Origin of the sequence: Paractinoplanes brasiliensis, from assembly GCF_004362215.1 — a bacterium.
Taxonomy (GTDB): Bacteria; Actinomycetota; Actinomycetes; order Mycobacteriales; family Micromonosporaceae; genus Actinoplanes; species Actinoplanes brasiliensis.
Genome location: NZ_SNWR01000002.1, coordinates 1,371,548 through 1,398,131 on the forward strand (window position 1 = coordinate 1,371,548; position 26,584 = coordinate 1,398,131).

Genomic DNA, 26,584 nt, shown 5'->3' on the forward strand with positions numbered 1-26,584 from the left:
AAGTTCGACGCGGGTGTGGAAGAAGACGGTCCGCGGCCGCGTCCATTCAGTTGCGTCAGCCCGGCTCGCAGTTCGCCGGAGTGATCTCGCACCGGCCGAGTGGCGCGCTCCCGGGCCGGTGGCGGCCGGGTCGCGGATGGACTTCGTGGTCAGCGGACGGTCGACAGCGCGAATGCCGGGAACAGTGCCGGCTCGGGGAAGCCGGTGATGGCCGCGACCTGGTCGGCGTCGAGGGTGAGGACCATGATGCCGTAGCCGCGGCAGTCCCCGCTGTGCTCGTCGGGCAGGTAGGCGGCCACGGCGGGCTGCCCGTTCGCGCGGATCTCGACCAGACGGATCAGGTCGAGCCGGCCGTCGGCCGGAACGGTGGCGAAGAACTCGATGACCGCGTCGCGGCCGGTGATCTTGACAGCCTGCGGCGGCATGGTCAGGATCGCGTCGTCGCGCAACAGGGCGGCCAGGGCCGGGATGTCGCGCTCGTGCCAGGCACGCACGAACTCGGCGACGACCCGGCGCTCCTGGTCGCTGCCGGGCCGTGTCGGCGGGGCCGCGCTGCCATGCGCGTGTGCGAGGGTGGCGCGGGCGCGTTGCAGCGCGCTGTTGACCCCGGCCACGCTGGTGCCGAGCAGGTCGGCGACCTGCTGGGCGGGCCAGCCGAGCACCTCGCGCAGGATCAGCACGGCGCGCTGGGTGCCGGGCAGCAACTGCACGGCGGCGATGAACGCCAGCGCGACGCTCTCCCGCTGGTCGACGATGACGGCCGGGTCGGCGTCGGCGTCACCGAGCTGGTCGAGCAGCCGATCCGGGTAGGGCTGGAGCCAGCCGGCATCCACCACGCTGCGGGCGCGCCGATTGATCATCTTGAGGCAGGTGGTCGTGGTGATCCGGTACAGCCAGTGCCGCAGCGGAGCGCGGCTCTCGTACCTCGGTAGGCCTTGCCAGGCGCGCAACAGCGTCTCCTGCAGTGCCTCTTCGGCGTCATGGTAGGAGCCGAGCATCCGGTACCCGTGCAGATGCAGCGCCCGCAGATGCGGCGCGACCAGTTCCTGGAACGCGGTCTCGTCTCCGCCGCGGGCCGCCTGCAGCAGCGTCTCGGTGCTCGTCTGCAAAGTCACGGGGACACGGTAGCGCTCGGGTGTGACAGGACCGATGAGTTCTGCGCCTCGCCGGGATTGAACAGGATGGCGGTCGCATCTGCCGCCGCTTCGACGCGAGAAAGGCGACGCTGATGGGTGCACCGTTCGTGTGGTTTGACCTGACCGGCACCGGCGGGGAGGTCAGCGAGTTCTACCAGGGCCTTTTCGGCTGGCAGACGGCGCCGAGCGCCGGCGGGCATGCCACCTGGTTCACCGACGGCGGGCAGCCGTGGGCCGGTGTCGTCGCCGGCGACGCGGTGCCGGCGGGCCGGTGGGTGCCGTACGTGGTGGTCGGTGATCTGGACAGCGCGACGAAGCAGGCGGTCGCGCTGGGGGGCCGGGTGGTGCGGGACAAGACGAGCGGCCCGGCCGGCACGTCGGTGGTCGTGGCCGATCCCGGAGACGGCCTGGTTGCGTTGTTCGTCCCCGCGAACTGATCACGTCGCGTGCGACCGAGGGAGGCGACCATGCCGATCGACGGCGAGCAGTTGTTCTGGGAACTCGTCGAGCCGCTGTACGCCGACCCGGCGGTCCAGCGCTCGACCATGATGGGGCTGCCCTGCGTACGCCTGAACGGCCGGTTCTTCGCCTCCCTCGACCGGCGTACCGCGGCGCTGCTGGTGAAATTGCCGGCCGACCGGGTCGCCCAGCTCATCACCGCCGGGGACGGTGAGGCATTCGCCCCGGCCGGACGGGTGTTCCGGGAATGGGTGGCCATGCCGCAGCCGGACCGGGACCGCTGGCGCGGCCTGCTCGCCGAGGCCCGCGACCACGCCGCCGGCCCCGTGGCCGGCGCGGCGAACACCGGTGATCATGGCCGCTTCGCCGGGTTCGCCCAAGCCGGGCTGGATTTCCTGGCAGGCCTCGAACACGACAACACCAAACGGTTCTTCGACGACCATCGCTCGACGTACCAACGAGAACTGCTCGAGCCGGCCAAGGCGTTCATCGTGGCCCTCGGCGCGATCCTGCGGGAGCGGGTGACCGCGGACCTGCGCGCCGAGCCGCGCGTGGGCGGCAGCCTGTTCCGGATCGCCAACGACCTACGCTTCACCCCCAGCCGGCCCCCGTACAAGCCGCACCTGGACATCGCGTTCTGGCAGGGCCCTACCGGGCCACGCCGCGACCCGTCGCTGATCCTGCGCCTCAGCCCCACCACCATCCTGCTCGGCGCCGGCGTCATGCCCCGCACCGGCCCAGCGCTGCGGGCCTACCGGGATGCGCTGCGCGATCCGCAGCGCGCGGCCGAAATCGACCGGCACGTGACCGCCCTGGAGGCCGACGGGGCCCAGCTCAGCGAGCCCACCCGAGCGCGGCCGCCGGCCGGGTTCGACCCGACCGGCCCGGCAACCCGCTTCGCGGTCCGCGACGGCTTCCACCTCACCCGCGTCTACCCGCACCCCAGGGCGGTCACCACGCCCGCACTGGTCGAGTGGTGCGCCGACCGGCTGACCCCGTACGCGCCGCTCCACCGCTGGCTGACCCATGCCGGCCGGGCAGCTGGCTGAGGACGGCCGAGGGCAGCTGGCCGGCGAGGTCCGTCGGGCGGTGTTGCGGCCTGATTTGCCGCGCGCTCTTCCTTGCCAGTGCACGAATCCCGCATCAGACGCATGACACGAAGCGGAATCACAGATCAAGGCCTCGCTGGGCGGACATGCCCAACTGCTAGGCTCCGCCATGACAGAAGGTCAGGAAGCCGATACTTCTTGCATTCGGCACAATTCCCCGCACCCGACGAACCTCGTGATCATTCGGGGGAACAGTGGCAGCGGGAAGACGACCGTGGCCCGGGAGGTACGGCGACGCTACGGGCGGGGCTGCGCGCTGCTGGAGCAGGACTATCTGCGGCGGATCGTGCTGCGGGAGCACGACAGCGGCGGGATGGGGGCCGTGGCGCCCGGGTTCATCGTGGCGACGGCTCGCGCTGCGCTTGAGGGCGGCTATCACGTCGTGCTGGAGGGAATTCTGCACTCGGCGCGGTACGGCGAACCGCTACGGGGGCTTGTGGACGCGTACGGGGGAACGGTTTTCTACCTGGATGTCTCGTTCGAGGAGACCGTCCGGCGGCACGGCAGGCGGGCTGAGCCCGTTCCGGTGACGGCCGAGCAGATGCGCGCCTGGTATGCGCCTCAAGACCTGCTCCGCGTACGGGATGAGGTGGTGCTGCCCGAGAGCATGACGTTCGAGGAGGTCGTGACCGCGGTGCTGCACGACAGCGGGCTGGCCGGGGCGGCGGCGGTGACTCCGTGCCCCGCTCGGTGTGTTCGCTGCGCCGAGAAGGTGTGACACGCTCGTACGGTGGATCCGCACACGCACATCGATGCCGACCTGCACGCCGAGGTCGGCCGGCGCTCGATGCTGGCGAGCACGTTCGGGCTGGCGGCCGACCTGCCGAGCCACGCCACGACGGGGTGTGAACTGCGGGTCCCGTACGCGACCACGTCGACCGACCCGGCCAAGGTGACCTGCCTGCCGTGCCGGGAGTTCGCGCACCGGCGTTACCTGGAGCTGGCGGATTATGTGCGCCGGGTGGCCGCCACGCCCGGGATGAGCCCCGAGTTCCTGGCGCAGTCGGGCCGCGCCGCCGAGCAGTATCGTGAGCTGGCCCGGCGGTTCCGTCAGAGCGGGTGAGTCAGCGGCCCTCGGAGTAGTCGCGGGCCGTGCGGGCCGCGATGCGGGCCACCTCGTCGACGGTCATCGCGATGATCGGCTCGTCGGGGCCGCCGTCGGCCAGGCCGCGCTCCACGTGCCCGGCGAAGTAGTCGGTGGCCACGCGCTGGTCGAGGGCCTCGTTGAGGGCGTCGGCGATGCGCTGGGCCAATTCGGTCATCATGAACGCCCAATCTAGTAGTGGCCGCGCCGAAGGGGTCGGCGCGGCCACCAGGGCGGAGGAAAGTCTCAGGCCGGGTCGAGCTGCCGCTCGTCGCGCGGCGAGGCAGCCTCGGCCTCGGCGATGATCCGGCGCTCCTGCTCGGCGTGGCGGCGGTGCTCGCGGATCGAATACGCCAGCGCAGCCGCCCACACCGCATAGATGATCGCGTAGATCGTGTAGCGGGTCGTGTCGCCGGCGTCGATCCAGTCCGAGCGCAGCAGGGTCCGGCTGTTGGTCAGGATGATCACGCCGCCGACGGCGGAGCCGAGCACCCGCGGCGGGATGTGCCGGACCAGCCAGGCGGCGATCGGCGCGGCGATCACACCACCGATGAGCAGTGCCGCCACCCAGCCGTAGTCGATGCTCTCCGACCCCAGGCCGAACAGGAAGCCGAGGCTGGCCGCGACGGCGACGAGGAACTCGCTGGTGTCGATCGAGCCGATCGTCTTGCGCGGCTCGAGGCGGCCGCTGGCCAGGATGGCGGGCGTGCCGACCGGGCCCCAGCCGCCGCCACCGGTCGAGTCGACGAAGCCGGCGACCACGCCGAGCGGGGCCAGGAACCGCTTGCGCAGCGGCAGCCCGAGCCGGCCCTTGGGCAGGCCCATCGTGGTGAACCGGATGAAGACGTACAGACCCAGCGCGAGCAGGATGATCGCCATCAGCGGGGCCGCGGTCTCGGTCGAGAGCCCGGACAGGAACGTGGCCCCCGCGAACGCGCCGACCGCGCCCGGCACACCGATCTTGAGGACGACCTTCCAGTCGACGTTGCCGAACTTCCAATGCGCGACGCCCGAGACGAGCGTGGTGCCGATCTCGGCCAGGTGCACGGTGGCGGACGCCGCGGCCGGGTTGGTGCCGATGGCGAGCAGCAGCGTCGTCGACGTGACGCCGTACGCCATGCCGAGGCTGCCGTCGACAAGCTGCGCGCCGAGGCCGACGAGGGCTAGGAGGATCAGTTTCCTCATGGTCGCTCCAGAGTCCAGGCGGTGGGGGATTCTTGACCGCGCCCATCATGCCTATCATTTCGATAGGAGTACAGCAAGAGGCGTCCCACGAGGGGCGTGTCCACCGACCTTCGGCGTACGGGAATCGACTTTCTGCCGCAGCGAGGGCACTGGGGCGCCAAGCAGACTCGGCGGATGGATCGCGCCCGCCCGCTGCATCCCGTCGCCCGCATCGCCGTCGTCTTCACCGCCGCCACGCTGATCTGGCTCGCCGTCATCGCGCTGGGCGACGCGATCTGGGGCGACGGCTACGATCGCGCCCGGCACGTGGCGTCGGCCTTCGCGATCACGCTGCTGGTGGCGCCGATGGTGCTGCTCGCCTGCCGCCGCCTCGACCAGGTGCCGCTCGAGAAACCCTCACCCCGGTTGTTCGCCCTCGGCGCGGCCGGGTACCTGATCCCCGCCGTGATCGGTGTCACGGCCTGCCTGCTGCTCGGATGGCTGACGATCGACACGAACGGGCCGGCCGGCGTCACGATCCTGTCGGTCCTCGCGCTCGCCGGTCTGGTCCTCCTGTACGAGGCCCTGCCCGAGGAACTGGTCTTCCGTGGTTACCTGTACCGCAACCTGCTCGCGCTGATGCCGGCGTGGGTGGCCGTGTTCGCCCAGGCCGCCCTGTTCACCCTTTTCGGCATGCTGATCGGCGCGGCGGGGAGCCTCGGCCGGGTCGTGTTGTTCTTCGGGTTCGCGATCGTGCAGGGGTTCATCAGGCAGGCCACCGGCTCGGTGTGGGCGCCGGTCGGGTTCCATGTGGCGTTCCAGACCGCCGAGCAGATCGCCGGCTCGTCCTGGAACCGCTTCACCGTGAACGACCTGGCGTTGCTGCAGGAGGTCGCGCTCGGGTTGGTCCCGCTCGCGCTGGGGGTCGCGGTCGTCCACCTGCTGCTGCGACGCCGCCGGCCCGCGTAGCCCGCCTACGACGGGGCAGAACGGCCGCGTTCACGGCGCGGCCCCTCCGCTTTGCCGCGCGGCCCTTGCGCTTCACGGCACGGCCCTTGCGCTCCTACGGCGCGACCTTTCCGCCCCTACGGCGCGACCATTGCGCCTCCACGGCGCAGCCCTTCCGCCTCTACGGCGCAGCCCTTCCGCTTCTACGGCGCAGCCCTTCCGCCTCTACGGCGCAGCCCTTCCGCTTCTACGGCGCAGCCCTTCCGCTTCTACGGCGCAGCCCTTCCGCCTCTACGGCGCAGCCCTCGCGCTTCTACGGCGCGACCCTTCCGCCCCTACGGCGCAGCCCTTCCGCCTCCACGGCGCAGCCCTTGCGCTTCTACGGCGCGACCCTTGCGCCCCTACGGCGCAGCCCTTCCGCGGGCGACAACCGGCAGGGGCGGCGGCCACCGCCTCACGCCCAGGGCCTACGGCCACGGCCCGCGACCGGCTGCCCCGCGCAAACATCCGAAGCCCGACCTGCCACCCCGGCGCCAACGCCAGGAGCGCCAGAGCCAGCCGCCACAAACGACCTGCGCCCGGCCCGCCGCAACAGCCAGTCAAACGACCTACGCCCGGCTGCGCCACAACAGCCAGACGAAATAGGGCGCCCCGATCAGCGCGGTCACCAACCCCGCCGCCAGCTGGTTGGGGGCGATCACCGTGCGCCCCAAGGTGTCGGCCACGCACACCAGCAAGGCGCCCAGCCCCACGGCAACCGGCACAGCGCGAGCATGCCGGGCGCCGACCAGCGCGCGGGCGGCATGCGGAGCGACCAGGCCGACGAAGCCGAGCGCGCCCACCGCCGTAGCAGCGGCCGCGGTCAGCACCGCGGCCAGAGCGAGCAGACCCAGCCGAGCGCGGTTGAGCGGCACCCCCAGCAGCCGGGGCACATCCTCGTCCAGCGACACCAGGTCGAGCGTACGGGTGCTCAGCATGGTCAGCGGCACCGCGACCAGCAGCGTCACGAGCACCGGCACAACTTGGTCGATGCCGCGCCCGTACGTGGAGCCCGCCAGCCACGTGAGAGCTGTGCCGACGTTCCACGGCGAGACGACAACCACGATCAACGTTGTCAGGGCGGTGGCGGCAGCGCTCACGCCCACGCCGACCAGCACGATCCGGTCGGAGGACAGGCCCCGCCCGGCGGCCAGGCGGTACACCAGCAGGAATGTGACGAGGGCGAACACCGTGGCCACGCCCATGACCGTCCAGCCGCCCACGCCGGGGAACAGCAGCACGACGGCGACCGCGCCGACGGAGGCGCCGGGGGTCACGCCGAGCAGGCTGGGTTCGGCGAGGGGGTTGCGGCACACGGCCTGCACGATGATGCCGGCCAGCGCGAGCGCGGCCCCGCCGAACAGGGCGGCCAGCACGCGGGGCCAGCGCTGGTCGAGCACGAACGAGACCTGCCGGCCGGCGTTGCCGCTGAGCCAGTTCGTGACGTCGCCCAGCAGGATCAGGCGGTCGCCCAGCAGCAGGGCGGCGACGAACGCGGCGACCAGCGCCACCGCCAGCGAAGCAGCGATCACCCCGACCCACGTACGGGATCGAACTGAGCCCTGCGCCCCACGCGCGGGAGTGGCCGCGGGGCCGCCGTCACGCAGACGGCGGGCCAGCCAGACGAGCAGGGTCGCGCCGGCCAGGGTGGTGACGACGCCGGTGGGCACCGAGATCGCCGTGCCGGCCGGGATGACCAGGCGCAGCAGCACATCGGCGACGACGACGGTGAGGGCGCCGGCGAGACCGGCGAACGGCAGCATCAGCACGTGTGTGCCGAGGCCGGGCACCCGGCGCGCGACCAGCCGGGCGATGACGGGGGCGCAGAGGCCGACGAAGCCGATCGGGCCGGCCACGGTCACCGCGGTCGCGGAGAGCAGCACCGCGGCGCCGACCGAGAGGACCCGCGTGCGGCGGACGTCGACGCCGAGCACCCGGGCCGAGTCGTCGCCGAGGCCGAGCACGTCGAGGCGGTGGGCGAGCAGCATCGTGACGAGGACGCCGACGGCCAGCACGGGCGCGGCCATGGTGACGTTCTGGCTTCCGCTCTGGACGGTGGTGCCGCTGCCCCAGGCGAACAGGCCGATCGTGTTCTGTTCGAAGAGCATCAGCAGCACTGTCGTGAGGCTGTTGAGGGCGAGCGCCACCGCCGAGCCGGCCAGCACGAGCCGGGTCGGTCCGGCCGCGCCGCCACGCGAGACGAGCAGCACCAGGCCGGAGGCGAGCAGGCCGCCGACGAACGCGACGGCCCCACCGGCGAGGAACGGCAGCGAGATGCCGAACGCGGCCACGGCGACGACCGAGACGTAGGCCCCGGCGTTGACGGCCAGGGTGTCGGGCGAGGCGAGCGGGTTGCGGGCCACCGACTGCAGCACCGCGCCGGCCATGCCCACGCCGAGGCCGACCAGCAGGGCGGCGAAGAGGCGGGGCAGGCGGCTCGCGACGAGGACGGCGACGGCCTCCGTACGGGCGTCACCGGCCTCGCCGCCGGGCCACAGCACCCGCAGCAGTTCGGTCAGGCCCACGTCGGCGGTGCCCTGCGTCAGGTGCACCGCCGAGAGGGCTGCCAGCAGCACGACCGCCACGGCGAAGACGGCGATGACCCCGTACGTGCGGGAACCGCTTTTCCGGATCGCCGGCGGAGCTGTCTCGGCCGGGGCGGTCGTGCCGGCGGTCATGCGGTCAGGGCTGCGGTGAGGGCGTCGATGTAGGCGTTGGCCGAGGCCGGGCCGCCGAACATCCAGATGCCGTCGGGGATCCGCTTGACGTTGTTGTTCTTGACGAACGGGAGCTGCTTCCAGACGGCGTTGTTCTTGAGGCTGTCGGTGAAGTCGCCGCCGTCGCTGTCGTTGGCCACGTAGATGTAGGTCGTCTTCGCGTCCTTGATCTTCGTGAGGCCCTCGACGTCGTTCTGGGCCAGGCCGTAGTCCTTGTCGCCGCCGTCCGGCCACTGGTTGTTCAGGCCGAGCTCCTTGGCGATGCCGCCGAAGAACGAGGTCGGCGTGTACATCCGCAGCGAGACGTTGCCGGACTCGACCCAGCCGTCGCTCATCACGAACGGCGCGCCGGTCTTGCCCGCCTTGGCCAGGGCGTCCTTGCCCGAGGCGACCTTGGCGTCGAAGTCGGCCAGCAGCTTCTCGGCCTGGGCGGTGGTGCCGGTGGCCTGGGCGAGCGTGGTGACCGTCCGGCGCATGTAGCCGATCGGGTCGGCGCCGTCGGAGCCGCGCAGGGTGAGCACGGGGGCGGTCTTGGCGATCTGCGCGATGACGTTCTCGGGCAGGTCCTTGACGGCCACGACCAGGTCGGGCTTGAGCGAGGCGATGGCGTCGAGGCTGGGCTCGCCCCGGGTGCCGACGTCGGGGGTGGACGCGTCGATCGGCGCGCTCTTGTCCCAGGCGTTGTAGCCCTTGACGTCGGCCTGGCCGACCGGCTTGACGCCCAGCGCCACGAGGTTCTCGGTGAGCCCCCACTCGAGGGAGACAACGTTCTTGGCCGGGGCGTCGAGCTTGACCGTGCCGCGCTCGTCCTTGAGCTCGACGGGGCCGCTCGACGGCGGGGCGGACGCGGCGCCGGCCTGCTCGGCGGGCTCTTCGGTGGTGCCGCAGGCCGCGAGCAGCACGGCGGACAGAGCGGCGGCCGTCGTAGCGGCGAACGCACGGCGGGTGATGGCCATATCGGGGGGTTCCCTTTCGGTGATTCAGATGGTGACGCGGGCGGTGTGCCGCCCGATCGGACGTGTGTGCAGGTGACCGTCGTCGCCGACGTTCACCTCGATCCGCAGGCCGTAGACCTCGCTCAGCAGGCCGGCCGTCAGCACGTCGGCGGGCGTTCCGGCCGCCCGTACGACGCCGGAGTGCATGAGCACGACCCGGTCGGCCACGGCGGCGGCCTGGTCGAGGTCGTGCAGCACGACACCCACCGCGACCTGGTGGTCGTCGGCGAGCTCGCGCACGATGTCGAGGATCTCGACCTGGTAGCGCAGGTCGAGGAAGGTGGTCGGCTCGTCGAGCAGCACGACGCCGGTGTCCTGGGCCAGGCAGGTGGCCAGCCAGACGCGCTGCAGCTCGCCGCCGGAGAGCTCGTCGACGGCCCGCTCGGCCATCGCTTCGACCCCGGTCATGCGCATCGCCTTGGCCACGTGGATGTGCCCGTCGGCGTCGCCCGCGCCGAACCGGGCCCGATAGGGGTGCCGGCCGTACGCGACCACGTCCTTCACCCGTACGCCCCCGGGGGTGGGACGCGACTGGGTGAGCAGCGTGACCTGACGGGCGAAGTCCTTGGGCTTGAGGGCGAACGCGTCGTCCCCGCCGTCCAGCGTCACCCGGCCCGACTGCGGGGCGTGCAGCCGTGCGAGCGAGCGCAGCAGCGTCGACTTGCCGGAGCCGTTCGGCCCGACCAGCGCCACGACCTGCCCGCGGCACAGCTCGATGCCCGCGCCGTGCACGACGGTGCGCCCGTCGTAGGCCAGCGTCAGCTCACTCCCGGCGAGCGCCAGATCCCCTGTCATGCAGGTGAGGCTAACCTAACCATCGCGGCAGTCATAGGCGGGGCGGTCGGTGATCTGACATGGGTCACATCCGCCGGGCAGCGATAACTTCAAGGGGGTCCGCTTCGAGGAGGCGATCATGCCCGTACGCCGAGTGGCCGATCTCGATTTCGCTCAGCTCACCGACCGTCACTTCCAACCGTCCCCGACCGCCTGGGAGGACCAGGTTCTCTACTTCCTCATGCTGGACCGGTTCTCCGACGGCCGGGAGCGGGACTTCCTCGACCGGGACGGGCAGCCCGTCAGCACCGGCAGCACCCCGCCCCTGCGCGCCGCCGACCACGGCAACGCGGTCACCACCGACGCCGACGCCCGGCGCTGGCGGGAGGCCGGCACCCGGTTCACCGGCGGCACGTTCGCGGGGCTGCGCAGCAAGCTCGGCTATCTGCGCCGGCTGGGCGTCACCGCGGTCTGGATCAGCCCCGTGCTGCGCCAGGCACCCGGCGCCGAGACGTACCACGGGTACGCGACGCAGAACTTCCTCGACGTGGATCCGCGCTTCGGGACCGCCGAGCAACTGCGCGACCTGGTCGCCGACGCTCACGAGCAGGGCATCCGGGTGGTGCTCGACGTGGTCGTCAACCACGCCGGCGACGTCTTCGGCTACGACCCCGACCGCTACCTGAACCCGGACGGCTCGTTCGACCCGCGGTGGGACGGGGACCCGTACCGGATCGAGGGTTTTCGCGACGCGAGCGGCAAACCCCTGCTGCCGTTCGGGCCGGTCGACGAGGCCTGGCCCGACGGCGCGGTGTGGCCGGCCGAGCTGCAGCAGCCGGGCACGTTCACCGGCAAGGGCCGCATCGACAACTGGGACTGGCCGGCCGAGTTCCTCGAGGGCGACTTCCTCGGGCTCAAGGACATCCGGCTCGGCGCGGGCCCGGTCGACGCGTACCGGCCGTCACCGGCGTTGCGCGCGCTCACCCGGGCGTATCAGTTCTGGATCGCGTACGCCGACCTGGACGGTTTCCGGGTCGACACGGTCAAGCACATGGATCCCGGCGCGGCCCGCTACTTCGCGTCGGCGATCCACGAGTTCGCGCAGAGCATCGGCAAGGACAACTTCTGCCTGATCGCCGAGATCACCGGCGATCGCGGGTTCGCGTACCGGACCCTGGAGGCCGTCGGCATGGACGCGGCGCTCGGGATCGCCGACGTGCAGGACAGGTTGGAGGGCCTGGTCAAGGGCCGCCGCGACCCGGCCGAGTACTTCGACCTGTTCCGCAACTCGTTCGAGATCGGCAAGGACTCGCACACGTGGTTCCGCGACCGCGTGGTGACCAGCTACGACGACCACGACCAGGTCCGCAAGGGAGCGCGCAAGGCCCGGTTCGCGGCCGACGGCGACGGCGCCCGCCTGGCCCTGGCCGCGCTGGCCCTGAACGCGACGACGCTCGGCATCCCCTGCGTCTACTACGGCAGCGAGCAGGTCTTCGACGGCGGCGGCGACAACGACCGCTACCTGCGCGAAGCCATGTTCGGTGGCGAGTTCGGCCCGTTCCGCAGCCGCGGCGGCCACAGCTTCGACGAGAACCACCCGGTGTACCGGCAGTTCGCCCGCGTCCTGGCCCTGCGCCGCCGGCTGCCCGCCCTGCGCCGCGGCCGGCAGTACCTGCGCGAGATCTCCGGCGACGGCGTGTCGTTCGGCCTGCCCCGCGTGCTCGGCGACCGCATGCTCTCCGTCGTCCCGTGGTCCCGCCTGTTCGCCGGCGCCGAGGTCGTCGCCGCCATCAACACCGACCCCGACCACCCCCGTACGGCGTGGGTCACCGTCGACGACGACCTGCACTCCCCGGGCGACAGCCTGACCTGCCAGTTCAGCACCGACCCGGCGGACGAGGGCCGCCGCGCCCGGGTCGAGGCCCGCAACGGCAAGGCCGTCGAGCTCACGGTGCCGCCGGCCGGTTTCGTCGTGTACGCGTAGCGGTTCGGTTGCCGTCCCGTTCCGCGTCGCCGGAGTGCTCAGGCCGGCGCCTGCCCCGTCCGATGCGGGGGCCGTGCTGAAACTGAGGACTGCCATCGTCTCGGCCGCGGTTGTCGCCGGCGCTCTCGTCGCCCCGGTCACACCCGCCCTGTCCGCTCCCGGTGGCGTCGCCGTCAGCGTCAAGCGCGCGACGGCGTACGGGAAAAGCATGACTGTCACGGTGAAGGCCGCGAACCGCCCCCGCACCAAGATGACGATCAGGGTGGTGGCGGGCGGCACGGCGTCGTCCAAGGTGGTCACCACCAACGCCGCCGGAGTGGCCTCGTGGTCCCTCGCCGCGCGGGGCAGCGGGCGCGTCACCGTCAACGCCCCGGGCACACGGACCCTGCGAGCGGGCGCGGGCTCGGCCACGTTCGTCACCGCGGGCGCGGCCACGGCCACGCTCACCGGCCACACCCGCGTCGTCAAGGGCGTGGCGCACTACCGATCGCTGGACGCCGTCCACGCCGACCTGCAGATCCTGCCCCGGCACGCGGGTCAGGTGACCGTGTCGCTGCAGCACCTCAGCGGCTCGAGCTGGGTCACCGACCAGAACGCGACCTTCGCGACGAACAAGACCGGCGGCGCGTGGGTGGGCCTGGTCAGCGGCAACCGCACCATGACCTACCGCTACGTGGTCAACGCCGCCGCCGACGCCACGGCCGCCGCCTCGCCCAAGGTCACCACCACCCCGTTCATGGTCGGCTGACGTAACCCTCGAACAGCGGCCCGCCCGCGCCGTCGAGCACTTCCCCGGCCAGATCAACGGCGTTCTCCCGTACGGCCAGCCACCGCTCGGCAAACTGAGGATCCAGCCCCCGAAGCTCGCGCAGCAGCCACTTGCCGTGACTCACCCAGCCCCCGCCGAGCAGCAGCGCCGCCTTCGCCGTTTCCGTCCAGAGCGTGACCGCGAGCACCGCCCGCTCCCCCGGGTCGCTCGCGTGCCGGAAGTCGTCGAGCAGGTCGGTGAGCCCGTACCGCAGCCGGTCACGTTCGGCCCCGGTCAGCGGCGGTGGGCCGGAGGCCAGCACCTGCGCGCACCGCCGCTGCAGCACGCTGGGGTCCCCGGCCAGCGGCACACCCGTCGCGATCATCCGGTGGGTGCTGGGTTTGCGGGCGGCCAGATCACTCGCCAGGAAACGTTCGAGCTGCGCGGGCGTGTGCACGAACAACTCGACCGGCCAGCCACGGAAGCGCAGGCTCTCGCGGAAGCCCGGCTCCTCGTCCCGAAGCACCACAATGTCCAGATCGGAGCCCGCCGTACGGTCCGGGCCGAGCACGCTGCCGGTGAGCACGACCCACGTCGCGCGGGGGAACCGCTCCCGTACGAGCTCACGCGCATCGGTCACGGGGTCGCTCACCTGGTCATCGTATGCCGAACGCCGGGTGGGCCGGGCCGCCCAGCTGCCGGGAGATGCGGTCCACCACCCTCCAGTACTGATCGGTGTCCGTCCAGAACTCGGGCTCGACCTCGTCGTTGCCGAACCGCACGATCTCGACCCAGCCGGCCACCTCGAAGGCCACGGTGCTCCACTCGGCGCCGGTCAGGGTGAGCCGCCCGCCGCCACGAGGAATCACGGCGGCCAGCCGGGCCAGTCGTTGCCCGCGTACGAGGTCGTCATGGCTCGGCTCCCCCATGGCGACGCCGTCGCTCGCATCGAACTCGAACGGTTCCCGGACAAGCCGCCACTGGGCCGCCGTCAACGTGACCGTATACCGCCGCTCCGGCCGCACACCCAGCTCTAGCAGGGCTTCCCGCTCCCCCGAATCGAGGGCCCGCAGGTCCGGGGCGTCGGCCGCCACCTCGAACGTGCACCAGTCCGACCAGGTCGGGGCCAGAGCATCATCGGCGGTTCCCCGTACGCGCCACCGATAGCTCTCGCCCGGGCCCAGCTCGCCCGTCCCGAAGCTCAGAACAGCCCGCGGACCCTCCACCGGCACCCGCGAGAAGACGCTGCCGGTGTCACCGTCGAGCCGGTACTCGAAGAGCGCATCCGCCGGCCGGGACCCGTCCAGCGTCGCGAACCCGGCCGACAGCTCCAACCCCTCGGTCGTGCCGACAACCGCTCCACAGCCGGGCATCAGACGAACCGGCACGGGCGCTCCCGGCGACGGAAAGTACGGTCGCCCGGCCTCAACGGGCACCGGACGCGGTGCCCAACCCGGATCCACCATCGTGACCGAACAGAAGCTCAGTTGACCGCGGGCCCGCCCCGACCGTGCGATGTCGTCGAGCATTCGACCGAAGTCCCCGCCCGGGTGGTCGCCGATGTCGCCCTCCGCATCGCTGCTGTGCTCGCCACTCACGCCGCCTGAAGGCGTGCCAACCGTGCCATCGCCCGGCTCACCAGCCGCGTTGCCCATGGGCACGCCGGCCACGTCACCGGGCCCGATACCTGCGCCGTCACTCACATCGCCGTCAACCTCGCCGCCGACGTCACCACTCAACCCGCCGTCGACATCACCGCTCACACCACCGCCGTCGACATCACCGCTCAACCCGCCCCCGACGTCACCACTCAACCCACCGTCGACGTCACCACCCACAACACCGCCGCTAACATCACCACTCACATCCCCGCCGCCGACGTCACCGCTCAACCCGCCGCTCAACCCGCCGCCAACGTCACCACTCACATCCCCGCCGTCGACATCACCGCTCACATCCCCGCCGTCGACGTCACTGCTCTCGTCGCCGCCGGGGGTGTCGTTGAATCCGCCCGTTGTGTAGCCGCCGAGCGCGTCGCGGCACACGTCGACCAGGCCGACCCCCGAGGGCAAGCGCGGAGGCGGCGCGACGACAGCAAGCAACAGCACACCGGTGACCAGCGCCGCCCCTGTCAAGCGGCCGGCGAAGTTATCCACAGTCCCGGGTTGTCCACAAGCCACCCGCGAAGATCAGCCCAACTCGATAAACTTGTCCGAGGAGGGGGCCCCCGGTGGAGGGCGGGCCCTTGATCTGGGATTGATCCACGATCTTGGATTGAATCGCGATCCTTGGCGGGTGGGCGGTTCGCGGGTTCGGCATGATCGGCATGATCGGCAGAGTATGGACTATGCGCGGCGCAGCACCGACCGCACTCCGGCCAGCAGCTGGTCCCGGGTGTACGGCTTGGCGACGATCATCGAGTCGGGTTCGAGGTTGTTGCCGGCCTCGTCGATCAGGGCCTCCGCGAAACCCGACACGAAGACGACCCGCAGCCCGGGGCGGCGCTGCTTGGCGACCCGGGCAAGTTGACGGCCGTTCATCCCGGGCATCACCACATCGGTGATCATGGCAGCGATCGGGTCGTGGTGGCGGTCGAGCAGGCTCAGCGCCTCGACGGCGTCGGCGGCCGAGAGCACCCGGTAACCCGCCCCGCCCAGGAAACGGGCTGTCACCTCACGCAGGTCGGCCTCGTCGTCGACGAGCAGCAGCGTCTCCCCGCCGCCGTTGCCGGCCGTTCCCGGAACGGCGGGAACATCGGACCCTCCCGGACCCGTCCGACCGTCAACCGACCCCGCAGCTGCCGAACCATCGCCCGCCCGCGAGCCCGTACGACCGGCGACCGCCGAACCACCAGCCACTGCCGGCCCCGTCCGAGCACCCACCGACCCGGCAACGGCCGGTTCAGGCACTCCCGTTCCGGTGCGATCGCCGACCGCCCCAGCAACCGCCGGATCACCGGACACCCCGGAACCCGTACGATCGTCGGCCGACCGAGCAACAGGGTGCCCGGCCTGTCCCCCGTCGCCACCGCCACCTACCACCGGGCCGTCGGCAGCTTCCGCGGGCATCGTGACAGCCGCACCGGGAGCCCCCGGCGGCGCACCGGAAGCAGCGGAAACACCCAGCCCCGCCGGATCACCCGGGGACTCGGGCACGCCGGTGCACCGTACGGCCGGAAGAATGATCGTCGCTGTCGTGCCCGCCCCCTCGGCCGAGGTCAGCCTCAACTGCCCCCCGGCCTGGCTGACGATGCCGTGGGCGGTCGACAACCCCAGCCCGGCCGTGCCGGTGGACCGCTTCGTCGTGAAGAACGGCTCGAAGGCGCGGTCCAGCACGTCGGACGCCATGCCCTGCCCGGTGTCGCGCACTGTCACCTGGGTGTTCCCGTCGGGGGCGACGGCGGTCGTGACTGTGATGGCGCCGCCGTCGGGCATCGCGTCGGCGCTGTTGCTGACGAGGTTGACCAGCACCTGGCTGATCTGCCGGGGGTCGGCCCGCACGTTGACCGGATCGGGCGTGAGTTCCAGGATCACCGTGGCCGCCCCGGCCGCTTCGCGCAGGGCGCCGAGCAGGTCGCGCAGCAGCGGGTTGAGGTCGAACGTGGCCGGTTGGGTGATCTCGCGCCGGCCGAAGGCCAGTAGCTGCTGGGTCAGCGCCCTGGCCCGCTCGCCGCCCTTGATCACCTGGTCGAGGTCGGCGGTCAGCGAGGCGGCCAGGCCGGGCGGGATCGCGGCGTCCTCCAGCGACTCGAGGGCCAGGGTCGTGTAGCCGAGGATCGCCCCGAGGATGTTGTTGAAGTCGTGCGCGGCCCCGCCGGCCATGCGCCGCAGGCTGTCCAGGCGTTCCGCGTCGCGCCGGCGGGCGTCGTCCTGCCGTCGCCGGCTCTCCGCCCGTAGCCGTTCCTCGGCCGCCACCAGGTCGGAGACGTCGTCGACCATCAGCACGCCGCCGGCCAGGTCGGCTTCCTCGTCGGGGATGTGCCGCAGTTGCAGCCGCAGGTAGCGGCGGTCGCCGTCGGGCAGTTCCAGGCGGTGGGTGAACCGGCGTTCGGCCGCCGCGCCGCGCAGCACGTCGAGGGCGTCCCGGTGTGACGCGGCGTCGAGGCAGGCGAGCCAACCCCGGCCGAGCAGCGCCGATCTGGGCGTACGCATGATCTCGGGCAGACGCGGGTTGATGTAGTCGGCCTCGCCGTCCGCGTCGAGCAGGGCGATGCCGACCGGTGAGGCCACGGCCATCGCCTCGAAACGCCGCTCGGTGTGGTGCAGGGCGCGCACCTTCTCGATGAGCTTCGCGTTGACCGCCTGCACGTGGGCCTGGGCGAAGTCGTCGGAGGGCACCACGTCGATCGAGATCGGCCCCTCCGCGAGGGCGGTGTCGACGGCGTCGAGCAGTTCCTGGGGGCTCTGCGAGCGCAGCACGACCTGGCTGACCCCGCACGCCTCGGCGATGGGCCGGGTCTCCGGTTCGAGGTAGTTGGCCGTGTAGAAGATCACCGGCGCCTGGGCGGCCACCTCGTCGGGGTCGGTGCGCAGCCGGTGGACGAGCTCGAGGCCGTCGATGCCGGGCATGAGCACGTCGGAGATGACGACGTCGGGGTGGTGTTCGTGGGCGAGGCGCAGCGCGTCGGCGCCACCCTCGGCCTCGATGACGTGGTGGCCGCGGTAGCCGAGCAGCAAGCGGACGATGTCGCGGTTCGCCGCCACATCGTCGACGACCATCACGGTGGCCACCGGCGGCTCCTCATCTACTCATGTCCGTTACAAGACTAAAGCACTATAAATTCCTTGTACGGTTATTGACCGTGAGGAACGGACATGTCGCCGTCGCCGCGGCTGCAGCGGGCGGCGTGATCTGGGGGCTGCGAGCGCTCGCCCGGCGTCACAGCCGCCGCAACGGGCGCTACATCCACCTCGCCGCGATCCTCGAGCAGACCGCGGCGCCCGCGTTCGTCAAGACGATCGACGGGCGCTACCAGGTCGTGAGCCCGGCCTACGAGAAGCTGTACGGGCTCCACGACGCGGCCGGGCGCTACGACCACGAGATGCACCCGCCGGAGCGGATGGCCGAGATCTCCCGCCACGACCGCGAGGTGCTGGAGGGCACCGGCCCGGTCGCGTACGAGGAAGAGATCCGCGACCGCTGGCACGTCACCACCCTGCACGCGTTGCGCGACGGGCGCGGCCGTCCGTACGCGATCTTCGGGGCCAGCGTCGACGTCACCCAGCTGCGGCTGGCCGAGGGCAAGTTCCGCAGCCTGCTCGACGCGTCGCCCGAGGCCATGGTGTGCGTGAACAGCGACGGGCACATCGTGCACGCCAACGGGCGGGCCGTCGAGCTGTTCCGCTACCCGCGGGACGAGATGATCGGCTCGGCGATCGAGACGCTCGTGCCCGGGGCGAGCCGCAAGGTCCACGTACAGCATCGCAATCGGTATTTCGCCTCGCCGACGGCGCGTCCGATGGGCGAGGGAATGCTGCTGACGGCGCAACGCAAGGACGGCTCGGAGTTCCCGGTCGACGTGAGCCTGTCCCCTGTGCAGGCCGAGGGCAAGACGATGGTGCTGGCCGCGATCCAGGACGTGACCGCACGCCGGATGCAGGCGCACACCAACGCCCGGCTGGCCGCGATCGTCGAGTCGTCCAACGACGCGATCGTCAGCAAGGCGCTCGACGGCACGATCCAGACCTGGAACTCGGGCGCCGAACGGCTGTACGGCTACACGGCGGCCGAGATGATCGGGCACGACGTCACCCGGCTGCTGCCACCGGACCGCCTGTTCGAGGAGAAGCACCTGCTGAGCCGGGTCAACCGGGGCGAGACGGTGCCGCAGCACGAGACCCGGCGGATGCGCAAGGACGGCCGGATCATCGAGGTGTCGCTGAGCATGGCCCCCGTACGCGACGACGACGGCCGCATCATCGGCGCCTCGACGGTCGCCCACGACATCACCGCCCGCGTCCAGGCCGAGAAGCGCCTGCGGGTCGAGCGGGAACAACTCGAAATGATCATGGAAGCGGCCGCCGATCCGTTCATCACGATGGACTCGCACGGGGTGGTGCTGGAGTGGAACCGGCAGGCCGAGCAGGTCTTCGGCTGGCCCCGCAACGAGATCGTGGGCCGGGACGTGACCACCACCGTGCTGCCGCGCAAGTACCGGGCGGCGCTGCGCCGTTTCCTCGACGGCCGGTGGGAATGGCTGCTCGACCGGTCCACCGAGATGCTGGCGCTGCACCACGACGGCCGGGAACTGCCCATCGAGCTGACGATGTGGCGGATCAAGCACGACCGCGCCCTGCACGTGCACGCGTTCGCGCGCGACATCAGCGCCCGCCGCGAGACCGAGCAGGCCCTGGCCCAGGCCCGCGACCAGGCGATCGAGACGGCCCGGCTCAAGTCGCAGTTCCTGGCCTCGATGAGCCACGAGATCCGTACGCCCATGAACGGGGTCATCGGCCTGACCAGCCTGCTGCTCGGCACCCCCCTCGACGACCAGCAACGCCGGTACGCCGAGGGGATCAGCACCGCCGGGTCCGCGCTGCTGTCGGTGATCAACGACGTGCTCGACTTCTCGAAAGCTCGAGGCGGGCAAGGTGCTGCTCGATGACAGCAACTTCCAGCTGCGCCGGCTCGTCGACGACGTGGTGGCGCTGGCCGCGCCGACGGGGACGAGCAGTTCGGTCGCGATCAGCGGCGAGTGCGACCCCCGGCTGCCCGTGACTGTCAGTGGCGACGCCGCCAAGCTGCGCCAGGTCCTGCTCAACCTGGCCGGAAACGCGATCAAGTTCACCGCGTACGGGAAAGTCACCGTCACCGTCACCCCGGACACCGCTCAAGCCGCCGGGCCCGATGCGGTTCCCGTACGGTTCGAGGTGCGCGACACCGGCATCGGGATCGACGAGCGCCAGCAGGAGAATCTGTTCGAGCCGTTCACGCAGGCCGACGCGGGCACCACCCGGCGGTTCGGCGGCACCGGTCTGGGCCTTGCCATCTCCCGCGACCTGGTCGAGCTGATGGGCGGGAGCATCGGCGTGCACAGCGCACCCGGGCAGGGCAGCACGTTCTGGTTCACCGTCACGTTGCGCGCCGCGCGGGCCGGGCTCGACGTGTCCGACAGCCACGCCCTGGACGGGCTGCGCGTCCTGATCGTCGACCAGGACGAGAACGACCGCGCCGTGCTCTCCGACCAGCTGGCGGCCTGGTCGATGCAGGCCACGGGGGTCGAGCGCGGTGAGGAGGCGTACGAGATCCTGCGCGACGCCGCCGCCACCGGGCGCCCGATCGACCTGGTGATCCACGACGGCGCATTCGGGACGGCGCCGGCCGGCACGCCCGTGCCGAAGACGATCCTGCTCACCAACGACTCGCAGTCGCTGCCCTCGGAACCCGACGCGGCGGCCCTGTCGGCGGCGTTCACCAAGCCGCTGCGGCAGTCGCAGCTGTACGACGCGCTGGTCGGTGTGCTGGCCGTCGACGACATGCCCGCATCCCCGCCGACCCCCGCGCCCACCGGTTCCGGGCATGTCCTGCTGGTCGAGGACAACGACATCAACCGTACGGTGGCACTGGGGCTGCTGGCCAACCTGGGCTACTCGGCCGACGTCGCCACCAACGGCCGCGAGGCGGTGCGGATGGCCGCCGAGCACCGCTATCAGCTGATCTTCATGGACTGCCTGATGCCCGAGATGGACGGTTACGCGGCCACGGCCGAGATCCGCCGGCAGGAGGGCACGGGACGACACGTGCCGATCATCGCGCTGACGGCGAGCGCCCTGGCCGAGGACCGCGCCCGCTGCCTGGCCGCCGGCATGGACGAGCACATCGCCAAGCCCCTGGTGCCGGCCGACGTCGCCGCCGCGCTGGCCCGGTGGGCGACGCCCACTGTCGTGACCCGGATCCAGGAACGCCTCGACCAGCTGCGCGGCCCCGACCCGGCCGAGAGCGCACCGGTCATCGAGGGCCTGCTGCGGGCGATGGCCGGCCGCATCCCCGGCCACGTCGAGAACATCAGACAGGCCCTGGCCCTGGACGACGCCGAGACGCTGCGGACCGAGGCCCACCAGCTCAAGGGAATCCTGGCCAACATCGGCGCGGACGAGGCGGCGGACGCGTGCGGGCTGCTCGAGGAGCGAGCCCGGAACGAGGACCTGGACGCCGCCGTGGACGCCCTGGCCGCGCTGGACCCCCACCTGAGCGCGGTGTGCGAGGCGGTGGACATCATCCTGCGGACTCCGGTGGCCTGACCTTCGCGGCTGCGCCACAACGCGGCATCCTCTCAAATAACACATCCGGTATCGCTGTGGATCTTTCCTCCGTCGTAAGGTTGCGACGCTGGCGGATCACGGAGGATCCGGTATGGAAACACCTGCATTCGTAGTGGCAGCGCTCGCAAAAGCACAGCGAGACGGCGCGCATTCCGCTGATCTCGCGGCGCTGCGTCGACGGCTCCAGCAGTTCAGGGTGTCAGGGGCCGGCCTACTGCCCGGCGAGCTTCTTGAGCCGCTCCGGGACGTTGTCGCGCTGACTGATCTGCAGAATCCCGGAGCGGGGCGGGCACGCGAAATTCTCGACCGACTGGTGGTCGTGAAGCTGAACGGCGGACTCGGTACGAGCATGGGGCTGACCGGACCGAAATCGTTGCTCGAGGTCAAGGGCAGATTGACCTTTCTCGACACCATCGCCACGCAGATTCTCGCGGCCCGGAGTCGTTACGGCATCCGGCTGCCACTCCTCCTGAAGAATTCAGCATCGGCCAGCCGAGAGGCGCTGGCAGTGCTCGATCGCTACCCGGGTCTTGGGCAACAGTATCTTCCTCTAGAATTCCTCCAGGGCCGTGACCCAAAGTTACGGGCCGACAATCTTTATCCGGTGGAATGGCCCGGAAATCCCGATTTAGAATGGTTCTCGCCGGGCCATGGCGATCTTTACACCACGTTGGCAAGGTCGGGAACACTCGACCGGCTGATCGACGCAGGCCTGCGTTGGTGCTTCGTATCGAACTCGGACAACCTGGGCGCCACAGTAGACGCGCGCCTGGCGGCCTGGGTTGCGGACGCACAGATACCTTTTCTGATGGAGGTAGTTCGAGGAACTCCGGCGGACCGCAAGGGCGGCCACCTAGCGTTGTATCGAGACGGCACCGTCCTGCGAGAGACTGCACAGGTTCCCGCTGGCGACCACTCGTTCACCGACATCGAGCGCTGGCGCTTCTACAACACAAACAATCTCTGGATAGATCTGGAGGCGCTACGCCGCCTGCAAGAGGCGGACCCAACGGGCCCCGCCCTTCCTCTGATCGTCAACCGCAAGACCGTCGACCCCCGGGACCCTTCCAGCCCTCCGATCATCCAGCTCGAGACCGCAGCGGGTGCTGCCATCGCCTCGATCCCCGGGGCTCTGCCAGTTCTCGTGCCCAGGACAAGGTTCGCCCCCGTCAAGACCACCGATGACCTGCTCGTAGTCCGGTCGGATGCCTACGAGGTGACCGGGGACGGACAAGTTCGTCCCACATTCGACGGTCCAGGTCCGGTCGTGACGCTGGATCCGCGCCACTTCGGCATGATTGCCGACTTCGAACAGCGGTTTCCTGCCGGTCCACCGTCGTTACGTCACGCCACCAGGCTGAGAGTCGATGGCAAGGTCACGTTTGGGGCAGGCGTCGTCGTGCATGGCAACGTCCGCATAGTCGGTCCCTGCCAAGTGCGGGACGGGACGTTGCTCCGCGAATAGCCCTCCAGCCGTGATTCGGCGTCCAAGCACTCCGGACACAGAGCCGACTATGCTCCTCGCATGCGAATGGACGATCCCAGTTGCGGATCCTGATCACTGGAGCCAGCGGGTTCCTCGGCCGCGCACTGGTCCGTGAACTGGCTGGCGCAGGACACGAACTGACGTTGCTGGCACACACAAGACAGGTCCCTCGGTCGTTCTACCACCACGAGGTGGTCACCGCCGATCTGCGCGACACCGCGCTGCTCCGAAAGATCCTGGCTGGAGCAGGGTGCGAACGCGTGTGTCATCTGGCCGCACTGACCGGAATCCGAGACTCTTCCGAACGGGTCGACGAATACTTCAGCGTCAACGTCGGAGGCACGGTAAGTCTGCTGACCGCGATGCAAGGCCACTCCGCGGGGCTGGTCTTCGCGTCCAGCCGCGCTGTTTACGCCGAAAGCCTGCGGGGAGCGATCAGCGAGGACTCACCCACGGCACCTTCGAGCCCGTACGGGGTCTCGAAGCTGTTGTGCGAACGAGTCATCGCATTGCAGAGCGCGACGGCCGGGCTTTCGGCTTGGTCACTGCGCTGCTTCAACGTCTCCGGCGGGATACCCGGCGTAGTTGACGGCGACCTCAGGCGTCTCATCCCGCGCCTTCTTGCCGCTACCAAGGGCGAGGTGCCACCACCGGAGATCAACTCACTGCACTCCGTGCGTGACTACGTTCACGTCGCCGATGTCGTACGCGCCTACCGGCTTGCACTCGAGGCTGATCTTCATCCGGCCGAACACCGGGTGGTCAATGTCGGGTCCGGACGGGGTCACACCACAGGCGAAGTCATCGCTTGCTTGGAAAAGCTCGTAGCCCGACCCGTGCCGACAGTGCCGCCACCGCCCGCCGCCGGCGACCAAAGCGACGTGAGCATTGCCAACATCGAGGCCGCTCGTCGCCTCCTTGGATGGACTCCGCGCCGGAGTCTGGCGGACATCATCTCGGACGCCGCTCTCGACCAGGAAGAGACAGCATGACGAACCCGGCTGAGCAAGTCATGCGTGTGCGTATCGACTACGAGGGCTACTTCAATGCGCTCGACCTGGGCGAGATCCTGGTCTGCCTCGACGGCATCTACGACCAGCTGCTCTATTCCGCATATCCCGCCTATCGCGCCCTACCGGGAGCGCGGGCGGCACGGTTACGCCTGCGATCACTGCACAGCGGCAGCTTCGTCATTGATCTCGCAACAGGCGTCACGCAGGTGATCGAGTCACTCGACCCCATGGTGCGGGCCACGATCGCCGGACTTCCCGCCCTCGCCACGCTGGCGAAGATAACCAAGGATGCCGCCGACTGGGCCTTGGACTTTCGCGGCCGGATCCGGACTCAGGACTTCGAAGCCAGAAGTAGGGAGTTTGAACTCGCAGAGCGGCAGTTGGACCTCGACGAGCGCCGTCGGGCGCTGCTCGGTCCAATGACTGGGGAGCTCCGAGAGCTTCGTTCCTCAGTGAACTCGACGCATGCGGAGACGACGAACGTGCCCGTCCACCAAGGCCATGATCTGGAAGAGGCCGGCGACGCGATCGGTCGTGACCGTGCACGTTTGGAAGAGGTGATCGTCCGTAGCACCATCACCGCAGTAACAACCGAACTGTTGTCGGGCGAGCCCCTACTGGAAGCGGACGTCGACGGACCCGTCCAGAACGACTGATCATTCATCCACACCGGCCAGCGCCTCGACTACACGATAGTCGGGACGTTTAAGTATCCAATGATGGTGATGTGTCGCGTGAAGACGGTCGTACACGCCGGGTTCCATCACTTCGCGCAGACGTTGGATGTCGCAAAGAACGTGCTGCGTCCCAAGCAGCGGGAAAGGGCTGATGGCCTGCATGATGTAATTGACTTCGACTTGGCGCTCCAGCTGAACCTTGACCCGAACTTCAAGAGATTTACCCGATGACGGCGGGCCGATGATCCGTCGAGCGTCCAGCTCCTCCACGATCGCGTTTCGCTCAGCGCGTTCGGTAAGCATGACACCGCTCTTCACCAGCCGAGCGTGATACTCCAATGCGAGTGCTTCCAGACGCTCGTTGAGATCTGCGTTCCTTTCTCCTGAAGCAGCGGCTTGAAAGCGGCAATCAAGGAATTCGTCTGGCTCGGCTGTTTCGCGAATCTCTTCTATCTGGGGAAGGGTCAAATCATCGAGCACTGCGTAGTTTATGCTGAAATTCTCTGACCGGCTTGTCCGAGGATGACGGATCTCGAGCTCGACGTCGCCGTTCGCGCCGGACACGTCCGGCCGGCCGTAGAACAACGCTTCCGCGCGGCTTTCGGTCACGTCGGATTCCGGACCCGCCGGGATGAGTCGATCCTTGGCCGCCGGCAGCCCGAGCGTCGCGAGCCCCCCACCGAACGCCATGGGGATGTTGCCGGCGTGCGCCTCCAGCGCGATCGGCCACACGGCATTCCATACGGTCGGGTCCACGCTCGACTTCAACTCGGACTCGAGGTCGGCGGCGCCGAACGGCGCTCCGCTCCGAAGTTTACCGATCGTCCAGTCCTCATAGCGATCCATGAGTCTGCGTTCAGCCACCGACTTTCCGCGAATATTGTTCGGATGACGAAGCAGGGAAAGCAACCGCTGTCCAGAAATCCTCATAACCTTCGCATGGTCCCACACTAATGGCCCGCGGGAACCGGCGCTCTCATATCGTTCGATCGTGGCATCGAGCCTGTTCAAGTAATCTTGTGATATTCGCCCGTAGCGCTCGGGACTGCTTTTCTTCAGCCCCTCGGCCACCTCTATCTGCGACAGGATTCTCTGGTCTGTGGTACGCCGGGCCCCTCGTCGAATGAATCCCGTGCTGAGCGCGGTCCAGAATATTTCCATCGGCTCTGCCGACGTAGGATAGAAGAAACCGTTGTTGTTCAGATCGGAGTCGGGGATCACGAGTCCCCGGGACCGCAGCGCGTTTTCCTTGATATAACGCTCGAACCTCCTTCCCTTCTCGATTCGATCGCTCGGACCCCGATTTACGTGGGTCTGCAGGAAAGTAGGAAAACTAAGATGGTTGAGGCTCCGGTCGTCATCCATTACCTTCCCTCCAGATGCTTCCGAGCGAGGACGAACGAAGCGATAGTGAGGGCGCATTTGAACCGCCCTGCTGAAATCTCGGCTTCGACCTGCTCAGCTTTCAAAGCAACAGCGTTGCCGACCACTTCGAACGCTCCCGGCGTGCCAGCTCGCGCCCTGGGCCCGTCAACGAAGCGGCCAAGCACCACTTCGGTCGGATTCGAGACGAGGCCACTGTCGGCGAAGACCTGTCCGAGCCGCACGCATCTTTGAACGGTGTACCCGGTTTCTTCAGCGAGTTCGCGTGCTGCGGTCCTCTCAACCGACTCACCTGGCTCGGCGGCTCCTCGTGGGAACTCCCATGAGTGTTCCGCGATCGGGTACCGGTACATCCGCCAGAAATGAAAGCGCTCACCGTCGAACGGCACGATTAGTACGCCGGAGCTGGCCCACTCCCATCGGAGGTAAGTGCCGACGTCACCGCCGGGGCCCGCAATTCTGTCGTTCGTCAGAACACCGAGGCGGTGGGTGTACACCACCTTGGGCGCGCCGATTCTGCTAAGTGGAGGTCCCAGGCCTGACTCGGCGTCCATGTGCCGACTTTAGCTCTGATGTGGACGAGTCTTCCTTCACGTCGCTGCGCCAA

23 protein-coding genes are annotated in these 26,584 nt (G+C 69.7%); 12 read left to right on the forward strand and 11 right to left on the reverse strand.

The window, feature by feature from the left end:
* Positions 1–149 precede the first annotated feature (149 nt).
* On the reverse strand, positions 150–1,115 hold the full coding sequence (locus C8E87_RS38315) for an RNA polymerase subunit sigma-70 (protein WP_203720563.1): 966 nt from the start codon (positions 1,113–1,115) through the stop codon (positions 150–152).
* A gap of 113 nt (positions 1,116–1,228) precedes the next feature.
* Here C8E87_RS38315 and C8E87_RS38320 point away from each other — a divergent pair, with 113 nt between their 5' ends.
* The 4 genes from C8E87_RS38320 (at position 1,229) to C8E87_RS38335 (ending at position 3,767) form a co-directional block, all read left to right on the forward strand.
* Complete coding sequence (locus C8E87_RS38320; protein ID WP_133878250.1) at positions 1,229–1,573, forward strand: VOC family protein; 345 nt, start codon at positions 1,229–1,231, stop codon at positions 1,571–1,573.
* A gap of 30 nt (positions 1,574–1,603) precedes the next feature.
* Positions 1,604–2,644, forward strand: coding sequence for a DUF2461 family protein (locus C8E87_RS38325; protein WP_133878251.1), 1,041 nt, complete (start codon positions 1,604–1,606; stop codon positions 2,642–2,644).
* A 169-nt stretch (positions 2,645–2,813) separates the two neighbouring features.
* A complete protein-coding gene (locus C8E87_RS38330) occupies positions 2,814–3,422 on the forward strand; it encodes an AAA family ATPase (protein WP_133878252.1) in 609 nt (202 codons plus the stop codon).
* Positions 3,423–3,434: 12 nt separating this feature from the next.
* Positions 3,435–3,767: a hypothetical protein gene (locus C8E87_RS38335; protein ID WP_133878253.1), complete on the forward strand. Its 333-nt coding sequence runs from the start codon at positions 3,435–3,437 to the stop codon at positions 3,765–3,767.
* Position 3,768: 1 nt separating this feature from the next.
* On the opposite strand, the gene C8E87_RS38340 is transcribed toward C8E87_RS38335, so the two are convergent.
* Together C8E87_RS38340 and C8E87_RS38345 are read right to left on the reverse strand one after the other, a co-directional pair.
* On the reverse strand, positions 3,769–3,969 hold the full coding sequence (locus C8E87_RS38340) for a hypothetical protein (RefSeq protein ID WP_133878254.1): 201 nt from the start codon (positions 3,967–3,969) through the stop codon (positions 3,769–3,771).
* A 65-nt stretch (positions 3,970–4,034) separates the two neighbouring features.
* Positions 4,035–4,973, reverse strand: a complete 939-nt coding sequence (locus tag C8E87_RS38345; RefSeq protein WP_133878255.1) for a sulfite exporter TauE/SafE family protein — start codon at positions 4,971–4,973, stop codon at positions 4,035–4,037.
* Between the two features lie 174 nt (positions 4,974–5,147).
* On the opposite strand from C8E87_RS38345, the gene C8E87_RS38350 reads away from it, so the two are divergent.
* Positions 5,148–5,921 carry a CPBP family intramembrane glutamic endopeptidase gene (locus tag C8E87_RS38350; RefSeq protein WP_133878256.1) on the forward strand — a complete coding sequence of 258 codons (774 nt, stop codon included), beginning with the start codon at positions 5,148–5,150 and terminating at the stop codon, positions 5,919–5,921.
* Between the two features lie 587 nt (positions 5,922–6,508).
* On the opposite strand, the gene C8E87_RS38355 is transcribed toward C8E87_RS38350, so the two are convergent.
* Genes C8E87_RS38355 through C8E87_RS38365 form a run of 3 tightly spaced genes read right to left on the reverse strand, consistent with a single transcriptional unit; the run spans position 6,509 to position 10,446 of the window.
* On the reverse strand, positions 6,509–8,617 hold the full coding sequence (locus C8E87_RS38355; RefSeq protein ID WP_133878257.1) for an iron ABC transporter permease: 2,109 nt from the start codon (positions 8,615–8,617) through the stop codon (positions 6,509–6,511).
* A complete protein-coding gene (locus C8E87_RS38360) occupies positions 8,614–9,612 on the reverse strand; it encodes an ABC transporter substrate-binding protein (RefSeq protein WP_133878258.1) in 999 nt (332 codons plus the stop codon). Before C8E87_RS38360 ends, C8E87_RS38355 begins: the two co-directional genes overlap by 4 nt.
* Positions 9,613–9,636: 24 nt before the next feature.
* Positions 9,637–10,446, reverse strand: coding sequence for an ABC transporter ATP-binding protein (locus C8E87_RS38365; RefSeq protein WP_133878259.1), 810 nt, complete (start codon positions 10,444–10,446; stop codon positions 9,637–9,639).
* Positions 10,447–10,564: 118 nt separating this feature from the next.
* Here C8E87_RS38365 and C8E87_RS38370 point away from each other — a divergent pair, with 118 nt between their 5' ends.
* Complete coding sequence (locus tag C8E87_RS38370; protein ID WP_133878260.1) at positions 10,565–12,409, forward strand: alpha-amylase family glycosyl hydrolase; 1,845 nt, start codon at positions 10,565–10,567, stop codon at positions 12,407–12,409.
* Positions 12,410–12,482: 73 nt separating this feature from the next.
* On the forward strand, positions 12,483–13,157 hold the full coding sequence (locus C8E87_RS38375; protein ID WP_133878261.1) for a hypothetical protein: 675 nt from the start codon (positions 12,483–12,485) through the stop codon (positions 13,155–13,157).
* On the opposite strand, the gene C8E87_RS38380 is transcribed toward C8E87_RS38375, so the two are convergent.
* The 3 genes from C8E87_RS38380 to C8E87_RS46085 all read right to left on the reverse strand — a co-directional run bounded on the left by C8E87_RS38380 (position 13,144) and on the right by C8E87_RS46085 (position 17,887).
* Complete coding sequence (locus C8E87_RS38380) at positions 13,144–13,809, reverse strand: nucleotidyltransferase domain-containing protein (protein ID WP_133878262.1); 666 nt, start codon at positions 13,807–13,809, stop codon at positions 13,144–13,146. The two genes, C8E87_RS38375 and C8E87_RS38380, sit on opposite strands and share 14 nt — an antisense overlap.
* Positions 13,810–13,813: 4 nt before the next feature.
* Positions 13,814–15,292, reverse strand: a complete 1,479-nt coding sequence (locus tag C8E87_RS38385; protein WP_133878263.1) for a hypothetical protein — start codon at positions 15,290–15,292, stop codon at positions 13,814–13,816.
* Between the two features lie 210 nt (positions 15,293–15,502).
* Positions 15,503–17,887: an ATP-binding response regulator gene (locus C8E87_RS46085; RefSeq protein ID WP_239080079.1), complete on the reverse strand. Its 2,385-nt coding sequence runs from the start codon at positions 17,885–17,887 to the stop codon at positions 15,503–15,505.
* A gap of 71 nt (positions 17,888–17,958) precedes the next feature.
* On the opposite strand from C8E87_RS46085, the gene C8E87_RS38400 reads away from it, so the two are divergent.
* From C8E87_RS38400 to C8E87_RS38420, 5 genes are all read left to right on the forward strand, one after another.
* Complete coding sequence (locus C8E87_RS38400; RefSeq protein ID WP_166661417.1) at positions 17,959–19,761, forward strand: PAS domain-containing protein; 1,803 nt, start codon at positions 17,959–17,961, stop codon at positions 19,759–19,761.
* A complete protein-coding gene (locus C8E87_RS38405; RefSeq protein ID WP_133878265.1) occupies positions 19,748–21,397 on the forward strand; it encodes an ATP-binding protein in 1,650 nt (549 codons plus the stop codon). The genes C8E87_RS38400 and C8E87_RS38405 overlap by 14 nt, the downstream gene beginning before the upstream one ends.
* Positions 21,398–21,509: 112 nt before the next feature.
* Positions 21,510–22,883, forward strand: coding sequence for a UTP--glucose-1-phosphate uridylyltransferase (locus C8E87_RS38410; protein WP_133878266.1), 1,374 nt, complete (start codon positions 21,510–21,512; stop codon positions 22,881–22,883).
* A gap of 80 nt (positions 22,884–22,963) precedes the next feature.
* The gene (locus C8E87_RS38415; RefSeq protein ID WP_133878267.1) at positions 22,964–23,896 is read left to right on the forward strand and encodes an NAD-dependent epimerase/dehydratase family protein; all 933 of its coding nucleotides are present in this window, start codon (positions 22,964–22,966) and stop codon (positions 23,894–23,896) included.
* Positions 23,893–24,573, forward strand: a complete 681-nt coding sequence (locus tag C8E87_RS38420) for a hypothetical protein (RefSeq protein ID WP_133878268.1) — start codon at positions 23,893–23,895, stop codon at positions 24,571–24,573. The genes C8E87_RS38415 and C8E87_RS38420 overlap by 4 nt, the downstream gene beginning before the upstream one ends.
* Here the strand turns inward: C8E87_RS38420 and C8E87_RS38425 are convergent, their stop codons facing one another.
* Together C8E87_RS38425 and C8E87_RS38430 are read right to left on the reverse strand one after the other, a co-directional pair.
* A complete protein-coding gene (locus C8E87_RS38425) occupies positions 24,574–25,959 on the reverse strand; it encodes a hypothetical protein (protein ID WP_133878269.1) in 1,386 nt (461 codons plus the stop codon).
* The gene (locus C8E87_RS38430; RefSeq protein WP_133878270.1) at positions 25,959–26,531 is read right to left on the reverse strand and encodes an NUDIX hydrolase; all 573 of its coding nucleotides are present in this window, start codon (positions 26,529–26,531) and stop codon (positions 25,959–25,961) included. Before C8E87_RS38430 ends, C8E87_RS38425 begins: the two co-directional genes overlap by 1 nt.
* Positions 26,532–26,584: the final 53 nt, after the last annotated feature.

Coding starts and splice junctions, on each gene's coding strand:
- C8E87_RS38420 (WP_133878268.1), top strand. CDS start 23,893: ATGACGAACCCGGCTGAGCAAGTCATGCGTGTGCGTATCGACTACGAG.
- C8E87_RS38430 (WP_133878270.1), bottom strand. CDS start 26,531: ATGGACGCCGAGTCAGGCCTGGGACCTCCACTTAGCAGAATCGGCGCG.
- C8E87_RS38345 (WP_133878255.1), bottom strand. CDS start 4,973: ATGAGGAAACTGATCCTCCTAGCCCTCGTCGGCCTCGGCGCGCAGCTT.
- C8E87_RS38365 (WP_133878259.1), bottom strand. CDS start 10,446: ATGACAGGGGATCTGGCGCTCGCCGGGAGTGAGCTGACGCTGGCCTAC.
- C8E87_RS38410 (WP_133878266.1), top strand. CDS start 21,510: ATGGAAACACCTGCATTCGTAGTGGCAGCGCTCGCAAAAGCACAGCGA.
- C8E87_RS38425 (WP_133878269.1), bottom strand. CDS start 25,959: ATGGATGACGACCGGAGCCTCAACCATCTTAGTTTTCCTACTTTCCTG.
- C8E87_RS38325 (WP_133878251.1), top strand. CDS start 1,604: ATGCCGATCGACGGCGAGCAGTTGTTCTGGGAACTCGTCGAGCCGCTG.
- C8E87_RS38360 (WP_133878258.1), bottom strand. CDS start 9,612: ATGGCCATCACCCGCCGTGCGTTCGCCGCTACGACGGCCGCCGCTCTG.
- C8E87_RS38330 (WP_133878252.1), top strand. CDS start 2,814: ATGACAGAAGGTCAGGAAGCCGATACTTCTTGCATTCGGCACAATTCC.
- C8E87_RS38340 (WP_133878254.1), bottom strand. CDS start 3,969: ATGATGACCGAATTGGCCCAGCGCATCGCCGACGCCCTCAACGAGGCC.
- C8E87_RS38370 (WP_133878260.1), top strand. CDS start 10,565: ATGCCCGTACGCCGAGTGGCCGATCTCGATTTCGCTCAGCTCACCGAC.
- C8E87_RS38350 (WP_133878256.1), top strand. CDS start 5,148: ATGGATCGCGCCCGCCCGCTGCATCCCGTCGCCCGCATCGCCGTCGTC.
- C8E87_RS38355 (WP_133878257.1), bottom strand. CDS start 8,617: ATGACCGCCGGCACGACCGCCCCGGCCGAGACAGCTCCGCCGGCGATC.
- C8E87_RS38320 (WP_133878250.1), top strand. CDS start 1,229: ATGGGTGCACCGTTCGTGTGGTTTGACCTGACCGGCACCGGCGGGGAG.